17 protein-coding genes are annotated in these 16001 nt (G+C 69.1%); 7 read left to right on the top strand and 10 right to left on the bottom strand.

Annotated elements, in window-relative coordinates; translation table 11 throughout:
• Positions 1-573 precede the first annotated feature (573 nt).
• The gene (locus BMX96_RS02570; protein ID WP_139209931.1) at positions 574-2424 is read left to right on the top strand and encodes a hypothetical protein; all 1851 of its coding nucleotides are present in this window, start codon (positions 574-576) and stop codon (positions 2422-2424) included.
• A 69-nt stretch (positions 2425-2493) separates the two neighbouring features.
• Here the strand turns inward: BMX96_RS02570 and BMX96_RS02565 are convergent, their stop codons facing one another.
• The 3 genes from BMX96_RS02565 to BMX96_RS02555 form a co-directional block, all read right to left on the bottom strand.
• Positions 2494-4035, bottom strand: coding sequence for a tripartite tricarboxylate transporter permease (locus BMX96_RS02565; RefSeq protein WP_091843952.1), 1542 nt, complete (start codon positions 4033-4035; stop codon positions 2494-2496).
• Position 4036: 1 nt separating this feature from the next.
• Positions 4037-4546 carry a tripartite tricarboxylate transporter TctB family protein gene (locus tag BMX96_RS02560; RefSeq protein ID WP_091843950.1) on the bottom strand — a complete coding sequence of 170 codons (510 nt, stop codon included), beginning with the start codon at positions 4544-4546 and terminating at the stop codon, positions 4037-4039.
• A 63-nt stretch (positions 4547-4609) separates the two neighbouring features.
• Positions 4610-5602 (bottom strand): Bug family tripartite tricarboxylate transporter substrate binding protein, encoded by a 993-nt coding sequence (locus BMX96_RS02555; RefSeq protein ID WP_091843948.1) that lies wholly within the window; start codon positions 5600-5602, stop codon positions 4610-4612.
• 151 nt (positions 5603-5753) lie between these two features.
• On the opposite strand from BMX96_RS02555, the gene BMX96_RS02550 reads away from it, so the two are divergent.
• From BMX96_RS02550 to BMX96_RS02540, 3 genes are read left to right on the top strand one after another with little or no spacing between them, the layout of a single operon-like run.
• Complete coding sequence (locus tag BMX96_RS02550; RefSeq protein ID WP_091843946.1) at positions 5754-6425, top strand: response regulator transcription factor; 672 nt, start codon at positions 5754-5756, stop codon at positions 6423-6425.
• Positions 6418-7770, top strand: a complete 1353-nt coding sequence (locus BMX96_RS02545) for a sensor histidine kinase (RefSeq protein WP_091843944.1) — start codon at positions 6418-6420, stop codon at positions 7768-7770. Before BMX96_RS02550 ends, BMX96_RS02545 begins: the two co-directional genes overlap by 8 nt.
• The gene (locus BMX96_RS02540) at positions 7767-8843 is read left to right on the top strand and encodes an ABC transporter substrate-binding protein (RefSeq protein ID WP_091843942.1); all 1077 of its coding nucleotides are present in this window, start codon (positions 7767-7769) and stop codon (positions 8841-8843) included. Before BMX96_RS02545 ends, BMX96_RS02540 begins: the two co-directional genes overlap by 4 nt.
• Before the next feature lie 29 nt (positions 8844-8872).
• Here BMX96_RS02540 and BMX96_RS02535 read toward each other — a convergent pair whose 3' ends face one another.
• Positions 8873-9919: a zinc ABC transporter substrate-binding protein gene (locus BMX96_RS02535; RefSeq protein ID WP_091843940.1), complete on the bottom strand. Its 1047-nt coding sequence runs from the start codon at positions 9917-9919 to the stop codon at positions 8873-8875.
• 84 nt (positions 9920-10003) lie between these two features.
• Here BMX96_RS02535 and BMX96_RS02530 point away from each other — a divergent pair, with 84 nt between their 5' ends.
• Genes BMX96_RS02530 through BMX96_RS02520 form a run of 3 tightly spaced genes read left to right on the top strand, consistent with a single transcriptional unit; the run spans position 10004 to position 12064 of the window.
• The gene (locus tag BMX96_RS02530) at positions 10004-10480 is read left to right on the top strand and encodes a Fur family transcriptional regulator (RefSeq protein WP_091843938.1); all 477 of its coding nucleotides are present in this window, start codon (positions 10004-10006) and stop codon (positions 10478-10480) included.
• On the top strand, positions 10470-11270 hold the full coding sequence (locus BMX96_RS02525) for a metal ABC transporter ATP-binding protein (protein WP_091843936.1): 801 nt from the start codon (positions 10470-10472) through the stop codon (positions 11268-11270). Before BMX96_RS02530 ends, BMX96_RS02525 begins: the two co-directional genes overlap by 11 nt.
• Positions 11270-12064, top strand: coding sequence for a metal ABC transporter permease (locus tag BMX96_RS02520; RefSeq protein ID WP_091843934.1), 795 nt, complete (start codon positions 11270-11272; stop codon positions 12062-12064). Before BMX96_RS02525 ends, BMX96_RS02520 begins: the two co-directional genes overlap by 1 nt.
• An 802-nt stretch (positions 12065-12866) precedes the next feature.
• Here BMX96_RS02520 and BMX96_RS02515 read toward each other — a convergent pair.
• From BMX96_RS02515 to BMX96_RS02490, 6 genes are all read right to left on the bottom strand, one after another.
• The gene (locus BMX96_RS02515) at positions 12867-13406 is read right to left on the bottom strand and encodes a DsbE family thiol:disulfide interchange protein (RefSeq protein ID WP_091843932.1); all 540 of its coding nucleotides are present in this window, start codon (positions 13404-13406) and stop codon (positions 12867-12869) included.
• Complete coding sequence (ccmD, locus tag BMX96_RS02510) at positions 13399-13548, bottom strand: heme exporter protein CcmD (protein ID WP_407944646.1); 150 nt, start codon at positions 13546-13548, stop codon at positions 13399-13401. Before ccmD ends, BMX96_RS02515 begins: the two co-directional genes overlap by 8 nt.
• The gene (locus BMX96_RS02505) at positions 13548-14276 is read right to left on the bottom strand and encodes a heme ABC transporter permease (RefSeq protein WP_091844384.1); all 729 of its coding nucleotides are present in this window, start codon (positions 14274-14276) and stop codon (positions 13548-13550) included. The genes ccmD and BMX96_RS02505 overlap by 1 nt, the downstream gene beginning before the upstream one ends.
• 72 nt (positions 14277-14348) lie before the next feature.
• Entirely contained in the window at positions 14349-15005 is a 657-nt protein-coding gene (ccmB, locus tag BMX96_RS02500) for a heme exporter protein CcmB (protein WP_073126209.1), read from the bottom strand.
• The gene (ccmA, locus tag BMX96_RS02495) at positions 15002-15637 is read right to left on the bottom strand and encodes a heme ABC exporter ATP-binding protein CcmA (protein ID WP_091843928.1); all 636 of its coding nucleotides are present in this window, start codon (positions 15635-15637) and stop codon (positions 15002-15004) included. The genes ccmB and ccmA overlap by 4 nt, the downstream gene beginning before the upstream one ends.
• Positions 15634-15990, bottom strand: coding sequence for an Mth938-like domain-containing protein (locus tag BMX96_RS02490; protein ID WP_073126213.1), 357 nt, complete (start codon positions 15988-15990; stop codon positions 15634-15636). Before BMX96_RS02490 ends, ccmA begins: the two co-directional genes overlap by 4 nt.
• Between the last annotated feature and the right edge of the window lie 11 nt (positions 15991-16001).

Genomic DNA, 16001 nt, shown 5'->3' with positions numbered 1-16001 from the left:
CTTTGCCGCCTCTTCCCACAAATCCATCGCGCGGGAAACCGGCATGTGACGCGGTCCAGTTTCGTCGCGGCGCACGCCTGAAGGGAATGGGTACAGTGCGATTCAATTTGATCGGTCACCGCGCTGCGGCTAGCCTTTCTCTCGAAGAGCCTGTGGGGGGCCGAGATCTTGCCGAGACTTTTTCCGCGCGGCCGCGCGCCACTCTCATTCAGCGCGTCCTGACGATGCCTGCCGTTCGGCCCCGGCGAGCTGGCATCGGACCCCGGAATCCCACCCGGTGCAAAAAGCCCGGGATATCGCGCCATCCGGGCGCGGCGGTCTTCGCGGGCGCGATGTCCAAGCCATGGGGACGGACCGGTTCGGTGACAATTGGGCTGAGACGCGCGACATTCCGGTCGGCGGCGGCAATGCGGCCCTCGTCCGGTCCGCGATGCCCCACCGCGCTTCCGCTTGGCTGGGCCCGGATCCCTCCGAACCACCGGCCGAGTGGCATCGGCGGGACCTTTCAAAACGCATTCAGCCAAACGGATATTTGACCGGGCAGCGTGAGCCGCCCCGAGGGAGTGCCTTCAAATGACACTGCAATTCATGCCTTTTCCCTGGCAGACGCTGACAGACGTTCAATCCTTTCCGGACGCCATCGCCATCTCGGCGGACGGCGACGAGATGGCCTTCGTTCTGCCAGCCGTGGCGGGCCTGCAGTCGCGTCTCTACACGTTCGACACGACCACCGGGACCTTCTCGGCCTTCGCGCCCGCTTTGCAACTCGCATCGCTTCCGAGTTGGGTGCTGGCCGACAGCTTCGCAGACGACAGCGTGTCCCGCCTTGCCGTGGTCACGTCCGAAGCCCTGGTCGCCGGAGATATCGACGGCGCAAGGGACGTATACGTCCTGTCGCAGGATGGCGGCGTGGCCCTTGTTGAACCGGCTGGCCGCCCCCGCAATGAAGATGTGGCGCTGCTGGCACTGTCGGGGGACGGCAACTGGGCGGTCCTGTCGTCGGGCCGCGATGGCCTGGTGCTGGCGCGGACCGATGGCGGGGACCAGACCAACCTGTTGCCGGCCTTCGAGGCGGCGGGGCTCGCGCTCGACCGGTTCAACCGCAACACCTACGCGGCGATCTCGGACGACGGATCACGGGTGGCGGTCTGGGGCTTCCAGACCCAGGGGATCTGGGACCGCGACACGGGCGCCTTCACCGATCTCGAGGACATCGCCGACGGCTTCACCCTGGGGGCCGGGAAACCGATAATGTCCGGGAACGGACAATACCTGTTCTTCTACGCCAGCAACGCCTTCAGCGAACGGCCCTACGGACTGGTGCGGATCGGTATCGACGATGGGTCGGTCGACTACGTTTTCGAAAGCACGTTTGGCACCGTTGATTTCTCGGTCTCGGATGACGGACGCTACGTGGCTTTCGCGACGGGTCAGCCGGACCTCACGCCCGACGATCCCTCGGACGATGCAACGCCGCAGGATGTGGATGTCTTCGTTCGGGACATGAACACCGGTGCGCTGACGCGGATCGGAACGGATCCCGAGGACGGGACGCTTGCCTCGCGGTACAACGGGGTCAGCCTGTCGCTGTCCGACGATGGCACGGCCCTGCTGCTGACGGCCCAGCTGTCGGACGTCCTCGACTTTCGCGACCCGGCCTACGGATCGGCCTACCTGGTCGACGGCTACGGCGCGTGGCTGCCGGCGGTGCTGGGCACCGACGGTGGCGATATCCTGGATGGCGGCCCGGGGAACGACGTGATCCGCGGCCTTGGCGGCGACGACGTGCTGCGCGGCTTCGCCGGCAACGACACGCTCGGGGGCGGCGACGGACGGGACACGCTGGTGGGCGGCGATGGCGATGACCGCCTCGTGGGCGGCACGACCGACGCCGATCTGCGCGACGTGGTCTTCGGCGGGGCGGGCAACGACCGCATCCTGGGCGGCCACGGCAACGACGAGTTGAACGGCGGCGCAGGCGACGACAACATCGAGGGAGGGTTCGGCGTCGACACGGTGATCGGCAATGGCGGCAACGACACGCTGACGGGCAGCGCCTTCTCGGACCTGATCTTCGGCGGCGACGGGTTCGATTTCATCAATGGCGGGTTCGGCAGCGACCGCGTCAACGGCGGCACGGGGGCCGATCGGTTCTTTCACGTGGGCGTCTTCGGACATGGCAGCGACTGGATCCAGGATTACAGCGCGGCGGAGGGCGACCTGCTGGTCTACGGCGGCACCGCCACGCGCAGCCAGTTCCAGGTGAACGTCACCACGACACCCACCGCCGGGGCGGACGCCGTGCAGGAGGCCTTCGTGATCTACCGCCCCACGGGCCAGATCCTCTGGGCGCTGGTGGACGGCGACGGGCAGGATGCCATCAACCTGAGCCTCGGCGGGCAGGTCTTCGACCTGACGGTCTAAGAGGCAATTCACCCCAAGGGGCCAACTTGCCGTCAGCCCGACCGACCCGCTTCCCCCGGCGCAGGGGTCTCAGTCCGAGATCGCGCTTTCCTCGTCGCGGGCCATGTGCATGCGGCGCTTGATCCGGCCGCCGACGACGATCGGCAGGACGAAGCCCACGATGGCGACTGTCCAGAGCCCGATGGCCAGCGGCGAGCCCACGAGGACCGAGTAGTCACCGTTCGAGATCTCGACCGCGCGGCGGAAGTTCACCTCCATCTCGTTGCCCAGGAGCGTGCCCAGGATCACCGGCACCAGCGGCACGTCGAGCTTGCGCAGCACCCAGCCCAGCAGGCCGAAGCCGACCATCATCAGAAGCTCGAAGGGCGAGCCCGAGATGCCGTAGATGCCCACAAACGAGATCATCGCGACCACCGGCATCAGGATCCGCGGCGGCACCAGCAGGACCCGGGTGAACAGGCCCACCATGGGGATGTTCATGGCCAGCAGCATCACGTTGCCGATGAACAGCGCGGCGATCAGGCCCCAGACCACGTCCGGGTTCTGCGTGAACAGAAGCGGCCCCGGCGTGATGTTCAGCGCCAGCAGCACGGCCAGCAGCACCGCGGTCGTGCCCGAGCCCGGCACGCCAAGCGCCAGCATCGGGACCAGCGCGCCCCCGGCGGCGGCGTTGTTGCCGGCCTCGGGCGCCGCGACGCCGCGCGGATCGCCGGTGCCGAAGGTCTTGTCCTTGTCCACCAGCCGCTTCTCCATCGAGTACGAGATGAAGGACCCCAGCGACGCCCCTGCCCCCGGCAGCACGCCCGCGATGAAGCCCAGCACCGTGGTGCGGCCCATGGTCGGGATGCAAGACCGGATCAGCGACCACGACGGCACGATGCGACCCACGGCGGTCGGAGGCTTGGTCGAGATGTCGCGGTCGGTGCCCCGATGCTCGAGGAAGACGAAGACCTCGGACAGCGCGAAAAGGCCGACGATCGCGATTAGGAAGTCGATCCCGTCATACAGGTGCACCTCGCCGAAGGTCAGGCGCGGCACGCCGGTCTGTGTGTCGACGCCGATCATGGCGAGGCCGAGGCCAAGCGCGGCGGCGAAGGCGGATTTGGCCTGGTTCGTCGCCGCGATGCCGCCCAGCGTGGCGAAGGCTAGCGTGAACAGCGCGAAATATTCGGCCGGACCGAACAGCAGCGCCACCTTCACCAGCTGCGGCGCCAGCAGGACAAGCCCCCAGGTGGCGAAGAACGCGCCGACGAAGGACGCGATGCCCGACAGCGCCAGCGCCTCGCCCGCGCGACCGGCCTGCGCCATGGGATAGCCGTCGAGACAGGTCATCATCGCCGGCTCGTCGCCCGGGATATTCAGTAGGATCGACGAGATCCGACCCCCGTACATCGCCCCGTAATAGACCGAGGTCAGCAGGATCAGCGACGGCGTCGCGCCGAGGCCGAGGGTGAAGGCCAGCGGGATCAGGATCGCCACGCCGTTCGAGGGCCCGAGCCCGGGCAGCGCGCCCATGATCGTGCCCAGGAAGCAGCCCATGAGCGCCAGGAACAGGTTTTCCCACGTCAGCGCGATCAGGAAGCCGTCGCCAAGATTGCCGAGCAATTCCATGTCAGTCTCCCTGCGGTGCGGTTGCGGGGGCGGGCTCGTTTCCGAACAGGTCGCCGATGGTCGAGAAGAACGCGTCGATGGCCAGCTCCACGCCCTCGCGGGGCAGACTCAAGCCGAGAAGCGAGCGGAAGATCAGGTAGATGCCCAGGGCGGTCAGCACGCCGATCACGACGCTTTCCAGCGGACGCGACCCCAGCCGCCAGGTCAGGTAGGCCGAGGCCAGCGCGGTGGGCAGCAGGAAGCCGAAGACCGGCAGCGCCTCGGCGTAGATCGCCAGCACCAGCGCGGCCAGGCCGATCTCGGCGATGCGCCCCCAGCTGGGCCATTCGGGATCGGGGTCCGGCTTCAGCAGGAACCAGACGGACGATAGGCCAAGGATCACGGCGATGATCCACGGAAAGACCTTCGGCCCGACCTCGTCGGTCAGGAAGCTCTCCTGGATGCCCGCGGCGGCCCAGGCGTAGATGATCGCCAAGACAAGGCCGATGCCGCCGAAGATGCGGTCGCTCATGGTCCCCTCCCAAGGAAACTGGAAAGACCCCGGCGACAGCGGCCGCCGGGGTCGTGATGTGGCTTACTGAAGGATGCCGATTTCGCGGCTCAGGTTCTCGATGTTCGAGACGCTCTCGGCCACGAAGCTTTCGAATTCCGCGCCGTGCAGGTCGAGCGGCGCGAGGCCGTTGGCCTCCATCACGGCCTTCCATTCGTCGCTGTCGTAAAGCGTGTCGAGCTGGCCGACCCAGTAGTCATAGGCCGCGTCCGACATGTCGCCCGGGGCGTAGAAGCCACGCCAGTTGGCGCCGATGGCGTCGATGCCCTGCTCGCGCGCGGTCGGCATCTCCGAGAATTCGCCCGACAGGCGCTCGGGGGCCAGCACGGCCAGCACCTTGATGTCGCCCGACTCGACGAAGCCCTGGGCTTCGGACAGATCGCCCGTGAACGCCTGGAGCGATCCGGCCAGCAGCTGGGTCACCGCCTCGCCGCCGCCCGCGAAGGCGATGTATTTCACGTCGCGCACGTCCTCGACGCCGGCTTCCTGCGCGGCGATCAGCACCTTCAGGTGGTCCCAGCCGCCCACGGCCGAGCCGCCGCCGAAGTTCACTTCGGACGGGTTTTCCTGCACCTGCTCCAGCAGCTCGGGCAGCGTGTCGATCTCGCTGTCGGCGGCCACGGCGATCACGCCGTAATCCGCGCCGATCGAGCCCAGCCAGCGGACCTGGTCCATGGAGTTGCCCGGATAGGCGCCCTGGGCCAGGCGGGTCGCGGTGGCCGACGAGGCGGCGACGATCAGGTCGTCGTCGTCGGCTCGCTTGTTGACGACCTCGGCGAAGGCCACGCCACCGCCGCCGCCCGACAGGTTCACGACCTGCATGGTCGACGGGATCAGGCCCGCATCCTGCAGCGACTTTCCGACCTGGCGGCAGGTGAAGTCCCAGCCGCCGCCGGGGTTGGCCGGCGCGATGCATTCGGGGTTGTCGGGGGTGAAGTCCTGCGCGACACCGGCGAAGGGGGCCGCGACGACAACGGTGGCCGCCGCCATGCCGCGGCGGATCGATTCAAAAGACATGGATGTCCTCCCAATGGTACGTCCGCCGCCTCCCGCCGCGGAACTGGGAAGGGGCTAACACCCGAAGCTGTCACCAACCTGTCATGTGCGAACTTTCGTTCTCCCGCCCGCCGGACTACGCTTCATGCCGGGACAGGGAGGGTCCCGGAGGATGCGGATACTGATCGTCGAGGATACCGCCGACGTCGCCGAGGCGATCCTTGCGGCGCTCGGGCGGCGCGGGATGGCCTGCGACCGCGCGTCGACGGCCAGCGACGCGCGGCATTTCCTGTCGGCGGAAAGCTACGACGTGATCGTGCTCGACATTCACCTGCCCGATGGCGACGGCCGCCAGATCCTGTCCGAGCTGCGGCGTGACAAGAACCGCACGCCGGTCCTGATGCTGACGGCCGAGTTCAACGTCTCGGCCCGGGTCGACGCGCTGGATGCCGGGGCCGACGACTATCTCGTGAAACCGTTCGATTTGCGCGAGCTCGAGGCGCGGATCCGCGTTCTGGCGCGGCGCGGCGCGGGCGCCGCCAGCGCGCGCATCGCCCTGGGCGACCTCGAATTCGACCCCGCCGCGCAAACCGCCCATGTCGCGGGCGCGCCGGTCGCGCTGACGCGGCGCGAGATCTCGCTGCTGGGCCTGTTCGTCGCCCGTCGGGACCGGATCATCGCGAAGGAAAAGATCCTCGAAAGCCTGTTCTCGATGGACGAGGACGTGGGGCTGAACACGGTCGAGCTCTACGTCGCGCGGCTGCGAAAGAAGCTCGCCGCGTCCAGCGTCGCCATCGTGACCCATCGCGGGCTCGGCTACCAGCTCACGGTGCCCGATGGCTGACACAACCGCCGCGATCCGGCCCACGCTGTCGCTCAGGCTGCGCGTCGCCGCGGCGGTCGCCACCGTGCTGGCGCTCGGCGGCGCGGTGGTGCTGGTCGCGACGTTTCTCTACGGGCGCCAAGCGGCGCAAGAGGTCTATGACGGCATCCTCGTCGGCGCCGCCAGCGACATCGCCGAGGCCATCTTCATCCGCGAAGGCGCCCCCGGCGTCGTGCTGCCGGTTTCCGCCTTCGAGCTGCTGGGCCAGGCCCCCGACGACCGCGTGCGCTACCTGATCGTGGCTCCCGACGGGACACCCGTCACCGGCGACGCGCAGACGCCCCGCCCCCGTCGCAGCGCCGCGGGGCCGGTCTTCTACGACGCCGCCTTCGGCACCGAGCCCGCCCGCTACGTCGCGCTCACCCGCCGCTTCGCCGAGCGCAGCTTCTCGGGCCCCGTGCGCGTGATCGTCGGCCAGACCCTGCGCGCGCGGCAGGCGCTGGCGTGGCGGATCGCGCGCAACGCCCTGCTGGGCCTCACGCTGGCGGGCATCGGGATCTCGGCGCTGGCCTGGATCGCCGTGGCCCGGGCGATGACGCCCCTCTCGCGCCTCAGCGCCGGCCTGGCCGAACGCGCCCCCACCGACCTCACCCCGGTCTCGGGCGCGTCCCCATGGGAAATCGCCGCCGTGCAAACCTCGCTCAACGCCTTCATGGATCGTCTCAGCCGCCAGGCCGAGGCCAGCGGCAAGCTGATCGCGGACACCGCGCACCAGTTGCGCTCGCCCGTGGCCGCGATCCGGGCGCAGCTGCAACTGGCCGCCGATGCGCCCGGGCCCGAGGACAGGCGCGCCGCGCTGGACCGGGCCGAGCGTCGGACCGAGGCGCTGAACCGGCTGCTCGACCAGATGCTGGCCCACGCCATGGTGAACCACCGCGCCGACGCCGTCCTGCGCGAAACCGTGGATCTGCGCGACGTGGCCATCGAGGTGCTCGAAGCCTGCGACGACCTGGTCGCGCCCGATGAAGGCCGCGTTCAGCTGCGCCTGCCCGAAGCGCCCGTGCCGGTCGAAGGCGACATGCTGTCGCTCACCGAAGCGGGCAAGAACCTTTTGACCAATGCCCTTCAGCACGGGCGCCCACCCATCCGCATCGGCGTGTCGCAATCGCCCGCCGCGATCTTCGTCGAGGACAGCGGCCGCGGCCCGTCCGAAGACCCCCAGCTTCTCGCCACGCGCCACGCGGGCGGACGGCCCTCGGGCGGGCTCGGCCTTGCCATCGCCCATGACGTGGCGCGCGCCCATTCCGGCGCACTGCGCTTTGCCCACCGCCCCGGCGGGTTCCGCGCGTCGCTGGAGTTTCCATGATCCGGCCCCGCCTCATCGCCTGTCTCGCGTGCGTCGCCCTGCCCGCCTCGGCCGCCGAGTTCGAGGCCACGCTCGGCAGCATGGACCCGGGCGCGCCCGTCGTCACCCTGCGCACCACGACCGATTTCGACGTGCTCGCCCCCGTGCTCGAAGCTTATCTCGGTGACGCCGGTCCGCTTGCGATCCGCTATGAACAATGGGGCTCGAACGACCTGCTGCGGCTGACGCGCGCGGATTGCGCCGCGGATACGCCCGGGGCGGACCTGGTCATCAGCTCGGCCGTCCATCACATGGTCGCGCTGGTCAATGACGGCTGCGCCAGCCCGCACGCCTCGCCCCAGACCCAGCGGTTGGAGCGGGACCTGATCTGGCGCGACGAGCTCTTCGGGCTGACCCGCGAACCCGTGGTGATGGTCTACAATCGCGACCTGGTTCCGGCCTGGGACGTGCCGCGCTCGCGCTTCGACCTGCTGGACCTCATGCGCCCCGACAACAGCCGCTTCCGGGGCCGTGTCGCGACCTACGATATCGAGGAGTCGGGCCTCGGCTTTCTCCTGGCCTTCGCCGACTCGCTCGAGGCGACGACCTTCGGCGGCCTGCTCGAAGGGTTCGGGGGCAGCAACGCGGTGGCGACCTGCTGCTCGGCCGAGATCATCGACGGCGTGGTGCGCGGCGATTACCTGGTGGCCTACAACGTGCTGGGCTCCTACGCGCTGGGCCGCGCCGCGACCGAGCCACGCCTGGGCATCGTCGCGCCCAGCGATTACACCCTGCTGCTGTCGCGCGCCGCGATGATCCCAAGCGGTGCCGCCAATACGGCCGGCGCGCGCCAGCTTCTGGATTATCTCCTGTCGGATGCCGGGCGGCGCGCGCTTGCGCAGGCCCGGCTCTGGGCCGAACTCGACGCGCAGGAAGGCGACACGCTCGAGGTGCCGTCCGACACCAGTGCCGCGTCACGGTATATTCCCCTTTCCCTGGCGATGCTGGTCGCCATGGACGCGCAAACGCGCGCGGCGTTCATCGACACCTGGCGCGGCACGCTGGGAGCGGGCGACGCCGGCGACGCCGACTGAGCGCCGGCGGCCGTCCGATCACCCGCCCGTCACGGGGCATTCGCACAGCCGGCGATGCCGGATCCCAGCGCCCGGATCAGCGCGGGATAGAACCCCGGCCCGGCCTCCAGGTCCACGCCCAGAGGGTCCAGCACCGCGGCCCGCGCCTCGGTCCCCTCGGTCACCGTGTCCACCAGCTGCCGGTTGAACTGCGGCTCGGCCAGAACGCAGGTCACGCCAAGGTCGCGCACGGTCTCCTGCACCTCGGCGATGCGCGCGGGGCCGGGGTCGGACGCGTCGCTCAGCGAAATCGCGCCCGCCGCCGCGATGTCGACGCGGCTTTCGAAATACTGGAAGGCGTCGTGGAACACGATGAAGCTGATCCCCTCCGCCCCCGCCAGCATGTCCCGCACGTCCGCCATGGCCGCGTCGATCTCGCTTTGACCGGCTTCAGCGTTCGCGCGATAGGTCTCGGCGTTCTCCGGGTCCAGGTCGGCGAGCGTGTCCGCGATGACGCCCAGCCAGGCCTTGCCGTTCTCGGGGTCCAGCCAGGCATGGGGGTCGATGCCGTCGTGATCGTGCCCCTCGTGGTCGGCATGGCTCTCTTCTCCGGCGTGATCCTCGGCCTCGGCGTGATCGTCATGGTCCGCGTGGCCGTCCTCGTCGTGCGCGTCGTGGCCGTGGTCGTCGCCGCCGTCATGCTCATCGTCCCCGTGGGCGTGCGCGTCGAAGCGGGCCCCCTCGCGAAACGACAGGGTCCGTGTTTCGGGCGCGTCGAGCAATTCGATCACCGCCGCCCCCTCGGCCAATGTCTCGATCGCACCCTCCAGCCACGGCTCGAGCGCGGATCCGACCCAGAACACCGCCTCCGCGCTCTCCAACGCGCGCGCCTCCGAGGGCCGCATGGAATAGCCGTGCGGCGACGCACCGGCCTCGACGATCATCTCGGGCGTGCCCAGCCCCTCCATCACGCGCGCCACCAGCCCGTGAACCGGCGCGATATCGGCCGCGACCCGGGGCACCTCCGCCGCCGCGCCGGTGGCAAGGAGCGCGGACAGAACGACACCGGACACTGGCAGGCCAAGCTTCATGGACATCGGGGAACCCTGTGATTATATAACATCTCGTGTCCGATATACCGTATAGTATAACACATCAATACCCCGAGGCGCGGAGTTCCCATGACCCAGCAGGCGTTCCAGGCACATGACCACAAAAGCTGCATCGCCGACGGTGTCGCGGCGGCCGCGCAATCCTGCGCCGCGCGCAAACTGCAACTCACCAAGGTGCGGCAACGGGTGCTCGAGATCCTGCTGTCCGATCACAAAGCCATGGGTGCCTACGAGATACTGGACGTGCTTCGCGCCGAGGGGCTGGGCTCGCAGCCGCCTGTGGCCTACCGCGCGCTGGAATTCCTGACCAAGCACGGATTCGCCCACCGGATCGAGCGTCTGAACGCCTTCATCGCCTGCTCGCACCTGAACGACCCGCATGCGCCAATCTTCCTGATCTGCCGGTCCTGCAACCGCGTGGTCGAGGCCGAATCCGACCCCACCAAGGGCGAGATCGGCCGCGCCGCCCAGCAGTCTGGCTTCGTCATTGAACGCGCCGTGCGCGAAGCCGAGGGCCTGTGCCCCGAGTGTGCCGATGCCGCGTGATACCGTCACCGCCCCGCTGATCACGGCCCGCGACCTGACCGTCCGCTTCGGCGACACCACCGTGCTGCACGATGTGGACTTGCAGGTGAACGCGGGCGAGATCGTGACGCTGGTCGGTCCGAACGGGTCGGGCAAGTCGACGCTCATCGCCGCGATTCTCGGCGGCGTGCGGCCCAGCCGCGGCCGGGTGGAACGGGCGGCCAGGCTGCGGATCGGCTACGTCCCGCAACGGCTGGTGCTGGATCCGACCCTGCCCATGACGGTCGCGCGGTTCCTGTCCCTGCCCCGCCGCGCGTCCGCCGCACGGGTGCCCGCGGCGCTGGCGCAGGCCGGTGTGCCCGACATCGCCGGGCGGCAGATGGCCGACCTGTCCGGGGGCCAGTTCCAGCGCGCGCTGCTGGCCCGCGCCATCCTGGAAGAGCCGCAGCTCCTGATCCTCGACGAGGCGACAGCGGGTCTGGACCAGCCGGGCGCCGCCGCCTTCTATCGCCGCATCGAGGACGTGCGCCGCGAAACCGGCTGCGGTGTGCTGATGGTCAGCCACGACCTGCACGTGGTGATGAGCGCCTCGGACCGCGTGATCTGCCTCAACGGCCATGTCTGCTGCGAGGGCACGCCCGAGGTGGTCGCCAACGCCCCCGACTACCGCCGCCTGTTCGGCGAAGGCACGCGCGGGGCGCTGGCGCTCTATCGGCACCACCACGACCACACGCATTTCCACGATCACGCGGCCGGCCACGCGCACCACCATGGCCACGATCACGACCATTCCAAGGACGCCCCTCACTGATGCTGGACGATTTCATGACCCGCGCCGCGCTGGCCGGGATCGGCACGGGGCTGGCCGCCGCGCCGCTGGGCTGTTTCGTGGTCTGGCGCCGGATGGCCTATTTCGGTGACGCCACCGCCCATGCCGCGATCCTCGGCGTCGCGCTGTCGCTGGCCCTGTCGCTGCCGGTGGTCGCGGGCGCGCTGGTCGTCGCGCTGGTGATGGCCACGGTGGTGACGCTGATCTCGGGGCGCGGCTATGCCATGGACACGCTGCTGGGCGTCATGGCCCACTCGGCGCTGGCCTTCGGGCTGGTGGGCGTGACCTTCATCGACGGCGTGCGCATCGACCTGATGGCCTATCTCTTCGGTGACATCCTGGCGGTGTCCCGCGCGGACCTCGCGGTGATCTGGGGCGGTGCGGTCCTGGTCCTGGGACTGATCGGCTGGCGCTGGTCGGCGCTGCTCACCGCCACGCTGAACGCCGACCTGGCCCGCGCCGCCGGCATCGACCCCAGGCGCGAACAGCTGGTCCTGACGCTCGCCCTGGCCGTGGTGGTGGCCATGGCGATCAAAGTGGTGGGCGTGCTTCTGATCACCGCGCTGCTGATCATCCCGGCCGCCACCGTGCGCCCCTTCGCGACCACGCCCGAGCGGATGGGCGTGCTGGCCGCGATCGTGGGCATGGCCTCGGCCTGGATCGGGCTGCGGGCGTCCTTTGCGCTCGACACGCCGACCGGCCCCACCATCGTCTGCGTGGCGGCGGTGCTGTTCAGCCTGTCGACCGTGCCCTCTACCCTGCGGCCATCGTCCTAGGTGCGGCCGATAGGGGACAGGACTGTGCGAATCCATCCGCGCCCGAACGAGACCATTGTTGCCCGATAGGAACCAATTCCCGCCAGCGACGGGCATTGGCATCGGCATGGATCCGCTCTGCCGCGGGCGACGTTGGGCTCTGCAATCAGAAAGGTTGAAGGCCACGGACATTGCACGGATCGGAATTTCTTCAGGTTTGTGACCGGAATCGGGCATTTTCGCGCCCGAATTCGGTTCCAAACCGGTCGCCCGCGGCGCGATCAGGCTGTGCGACATGTGCGTGAAACGCATTGTTTCCTCGCATTGCGGCAAGACCTCGTTAACTTGATGGCAGTATTGCTGGGGGGCAATGAAAATGATGACACCGATAACCGCGCTTGCGAGAAAGGTCTCCTATCCACTGCCGCTGCTCGAGTCCGGCTTGTGCGTCCTGATGCTGATCTACCTGGCTGTTCACGGGTAGGCATCGCGCCGACGGTCTGGTGGATGCGATTTTTCGCTCGGCATCAGAGAAAGCTCGGCGGAAACTGGCCCAAGTAGCCGTCGGGCAAAAATTTCGTTACGACGATCCCGAACTTTAGATGACCCTTATTTCCGTATTTTAGCGTCCGTTGGTCCGCTCACCCCTTACGAGCATCGTTTCAATAGAAGTGATCTGAGCCACAATCATTTTGAGGGCAGAATGCCGATCAGATATTTTTTTCACAAGCTCAAGCGACAGACCAACCCCTTTCCCCGATTGGAATTCGGTCTGTGTCTTCTGGCACTGGTCTACATCATTATCCTGAACTGACCGGTCTGGTCAGTCGTCGGTGGCTGCGTCGATCGCCGGGCGGATCTGGCCTTCCAGTGTACGCTGGGTGATGGGGCCGGCCAGCCGCTCGATCACGCGGCCCTGCCCGTCGATCACGTAGGTCTCGGGCACGCCGTAGACGCCCCAGTCGCGCGCGATGCGCCCCTCGCCGTCGGCACCGACCGCGTCATAGGGATTGCCGAGCTCCGCGAGGAAGGATGACGCGTTGTCGGGCCGGTCCTTGAAGTTGACACCGTAGATCGGGATTCCCTCGTCGGCCAGCGCCTCGAGATTCGGATGCTCCACCCGGCACGGGCCGCACCAGCTGGCCCAGAAGTTCACCAGCTTCACGCCCGGCTCTTCCAGCACGGAGCGGTCGAAGCCCTCGAACTCGTTGAACGGCGTCGCCTCGATCGCCGGCGCGGCCTTGCCCGCAAAAGTCGTGGGCAGCGCGTCGGGATCCTCGCGCTGCATCCCCGCGAAGAACAGGCCCGCCAGCGCGGCGAAGACCACGGGCGGCACGATGGCAAGCACGGGGATCCTAGGCATTTCGCCGGCCCTCCGCGGCGTCCAGCGCGCGCTTGACCCGCTTGCCGCGCCACAGCGTCACGGCCACCAGCCCGACGATCAGCACGGCGCTCAGCCCGTAGGCCGCGCCCACCTCGACCGCGTATTTGCCCAGGTCCGGCATCACGCCATCCTTTCGCGCAGTTGCAGGGCGTGCAGGCGGCGTGCCCGGATCTCGGTCCGCGTGCGCGCCAGAACCAGCGCCACGAACAGGAGCACGAAGCCCGCGATGCAGACCAGCAGCGGAATGTAGAACACGTCCGCCACGTTCTCTTCCTTGTCCAGCGACAGCGACGCGCCCTGGTGCAGTCCCTGGTTCCAGAAGTTCACGGCATAGCGCGACAGCACCGCGAAGACCGAACCGACAAGGCACAGCACGCTCGTCAGGTCGGCGGCGGTATCCGGGTCCTCGATCGCGGCCCACAGTGCCATGTATCCCAGGTAGAACAGGAACAGGATCAGGAACGATGTCAGCCGCGGGTCCCAGGCCCACCAGGTCCCCCACATGGGGCTGCCCCAGACCGCGCCGGTGACCAGCGCCACCAGCGTCATCGTCACGCCCACCGGCGCCGCCGCCTTGGCGGCCAGCGCGCTCACGTGGTGGCGGCGGATCAGCCAGATCAGCGACGCCACCAGCATCATGAACCACGCGTTGATCGCCATCAGGGCCGATGGCACGTGCAGGTAGATGATCTTGACCGTCGATCCCTGGCGGTAGTCATCTGGCGTGAAGAAGAACCCCCAGACCAGCCCCACCACCAGGCACGCGGCCGCCAACGCCGACAGCCACGGCAGCAGCGGCCGGGTCGTCGCCATGAAGCGCGTGGGATTTGCGTAGGACCACAAGGACATCTCGGTTTGCATATATGCGCCCGCGCGGCGCCTCAAGGCGCCTTGACGGGGTCGTGACGCCGCAGGCACGCCCTAGCGCAGCGACACCCGCAGCGCCGCCGCCGTGGCGAAGGGCAGCAGCGCGACGCAGCCCGCCGTGACCGCCCCCAACAGCGCCAGCGGCGGCCCCAGCGCCAGCCCCTCGGCCCCGCGCCGCGCCACGTCGGCCCCGAAGATCAGCGTGGGCACATAAAGCGGCAGCACCAGCAGCGACAGCAGCAAGCCGCCGCGCTTCAGCCCCACGGTCAGCGCCGCGCCGAAGGTGCCGATCAGGCTCAGCGCCGGGGTGCCCACCAGCAGCGACACCGCCAGCCACAGATGCCCCGGCGCGGGCAGGCCCAGCAGCACGGCAAGGAACGGCGCGGCCAGCGACAGCGGCAGGCCGGTGGTCAGCCAATGGGCCCCGGCCTTGGCCAGCGCAACGCCTTCCAACGGCACAGGCGCGGTGGCCAGCAGGTCCAGCGCCCCGTCCTCGCGGTCCAGCGCGAAGACCCGGTCCAGCGACAGCAGGCAGGCCAGAAGCGCGCCCAGCCACAGGATGCCCGGTGCGATGGGGGCCAGCACGGCCGTTTCCGGGCCGACGCCGAAGGGCACCAGCACCACGACGATCAGGAAGAACGCCAGGCTCAGGCCGAAGCCGCCGCCCGCGCGCACCGCCAGAGCCACGTCGCGCGACAGGATGCGGATCATTCCACGGCCCCTTCGGCGAAGATGTCGCCGCCGCCCTGCCCGGCTGTCGCCCCGGTCACACGGTAGCGTTCGAGATCCAGCGCCTCGGCCTCGATCCCCAGCTCCACGTGGGTTGCCAGCACCGCGATCCCGCCGCGACCCAGATGCGCGCGCACCGCGTCGGCGAACCGGGCGACGCTGGCGCGGTCCAGCGACACGGTGGGCTCGTCCAGCAGCCAGATGTCGCGCCCCGTCAGCAGCATCCGTGCAAGGCCCAGCCGCCGCCGCTGCCCCGCCGACAGGTGCTGCGCCGCGCGGCCGCGCAGGTCGTCCAGGTCGAACGCCGCAAGCGCGGGCGCGATGTCCCCGGCCCCGTGCAACGTGGCCCAGAAGCCCAGGTTCTCGGCCACCGACAGCGTGGCCTTCATCCCGTCCGCGTGGGCGCCGTAGGCGCTGCGCTCGCCCCCCGGCGCGACGCGGCCCGCCAGCGGCGGCTGCAACCCGGCGAGCGTGCGCAGAAGCGTCGTCTTTCCGATGCCGTTGCGCCCCGTCAGGATCAGCGCGCGGCCCGGCGCCACGTCGAAACTGACGCCCGCCAGCAGCGGCACACCGCCGCGCGCCACGGCCAGGTCGCTTGCGACAAGGCCGCTCACGTGACGGGCAGCAGAACCGCGCCGATGCGGCGGCCTTCGCTCAGCAGGACGTTGTAGGTGCGGCAGGCGGCGGGCGAGGCCATGACCTCGACGCCCAGCCCAGCGTCTTCCAGGGCGCTGCGGAACCCCGCGGGGGCATGGGCGATCTCGGCGCCGGTGCCGACGAAGACCACGTCCATCCGCTCGGCGGCCTGCAGGACCGTCTCGGTGTCCTCGAACCCGCCCCAGGCGGCCACGCCGCCCGGCAGCACGGCGATGGCGCCCTCGTGCACCTTGCCGCCCACGCGGAAGAAATTGGGGCCGTAGCCGTCGACCGGACGCTCGCCCTCGAAGGGGACTTCGTGCAGTTCCATAGGGGTCCTTT

It is taken from the genome of Palleronia pelagia (assembly GCF_900110115.1).
Lineage (GTDB): Bacteria > Pseudomonadota > Alphaproteobacteria > Rhodobacterales > Rhodobacteraceae > Palleronia > Palleronia pelagia.
Note: the sequence above shows the minus strand (reverse complement) of the source record. Positions and strands in the feature narration are given on the sequence as shown.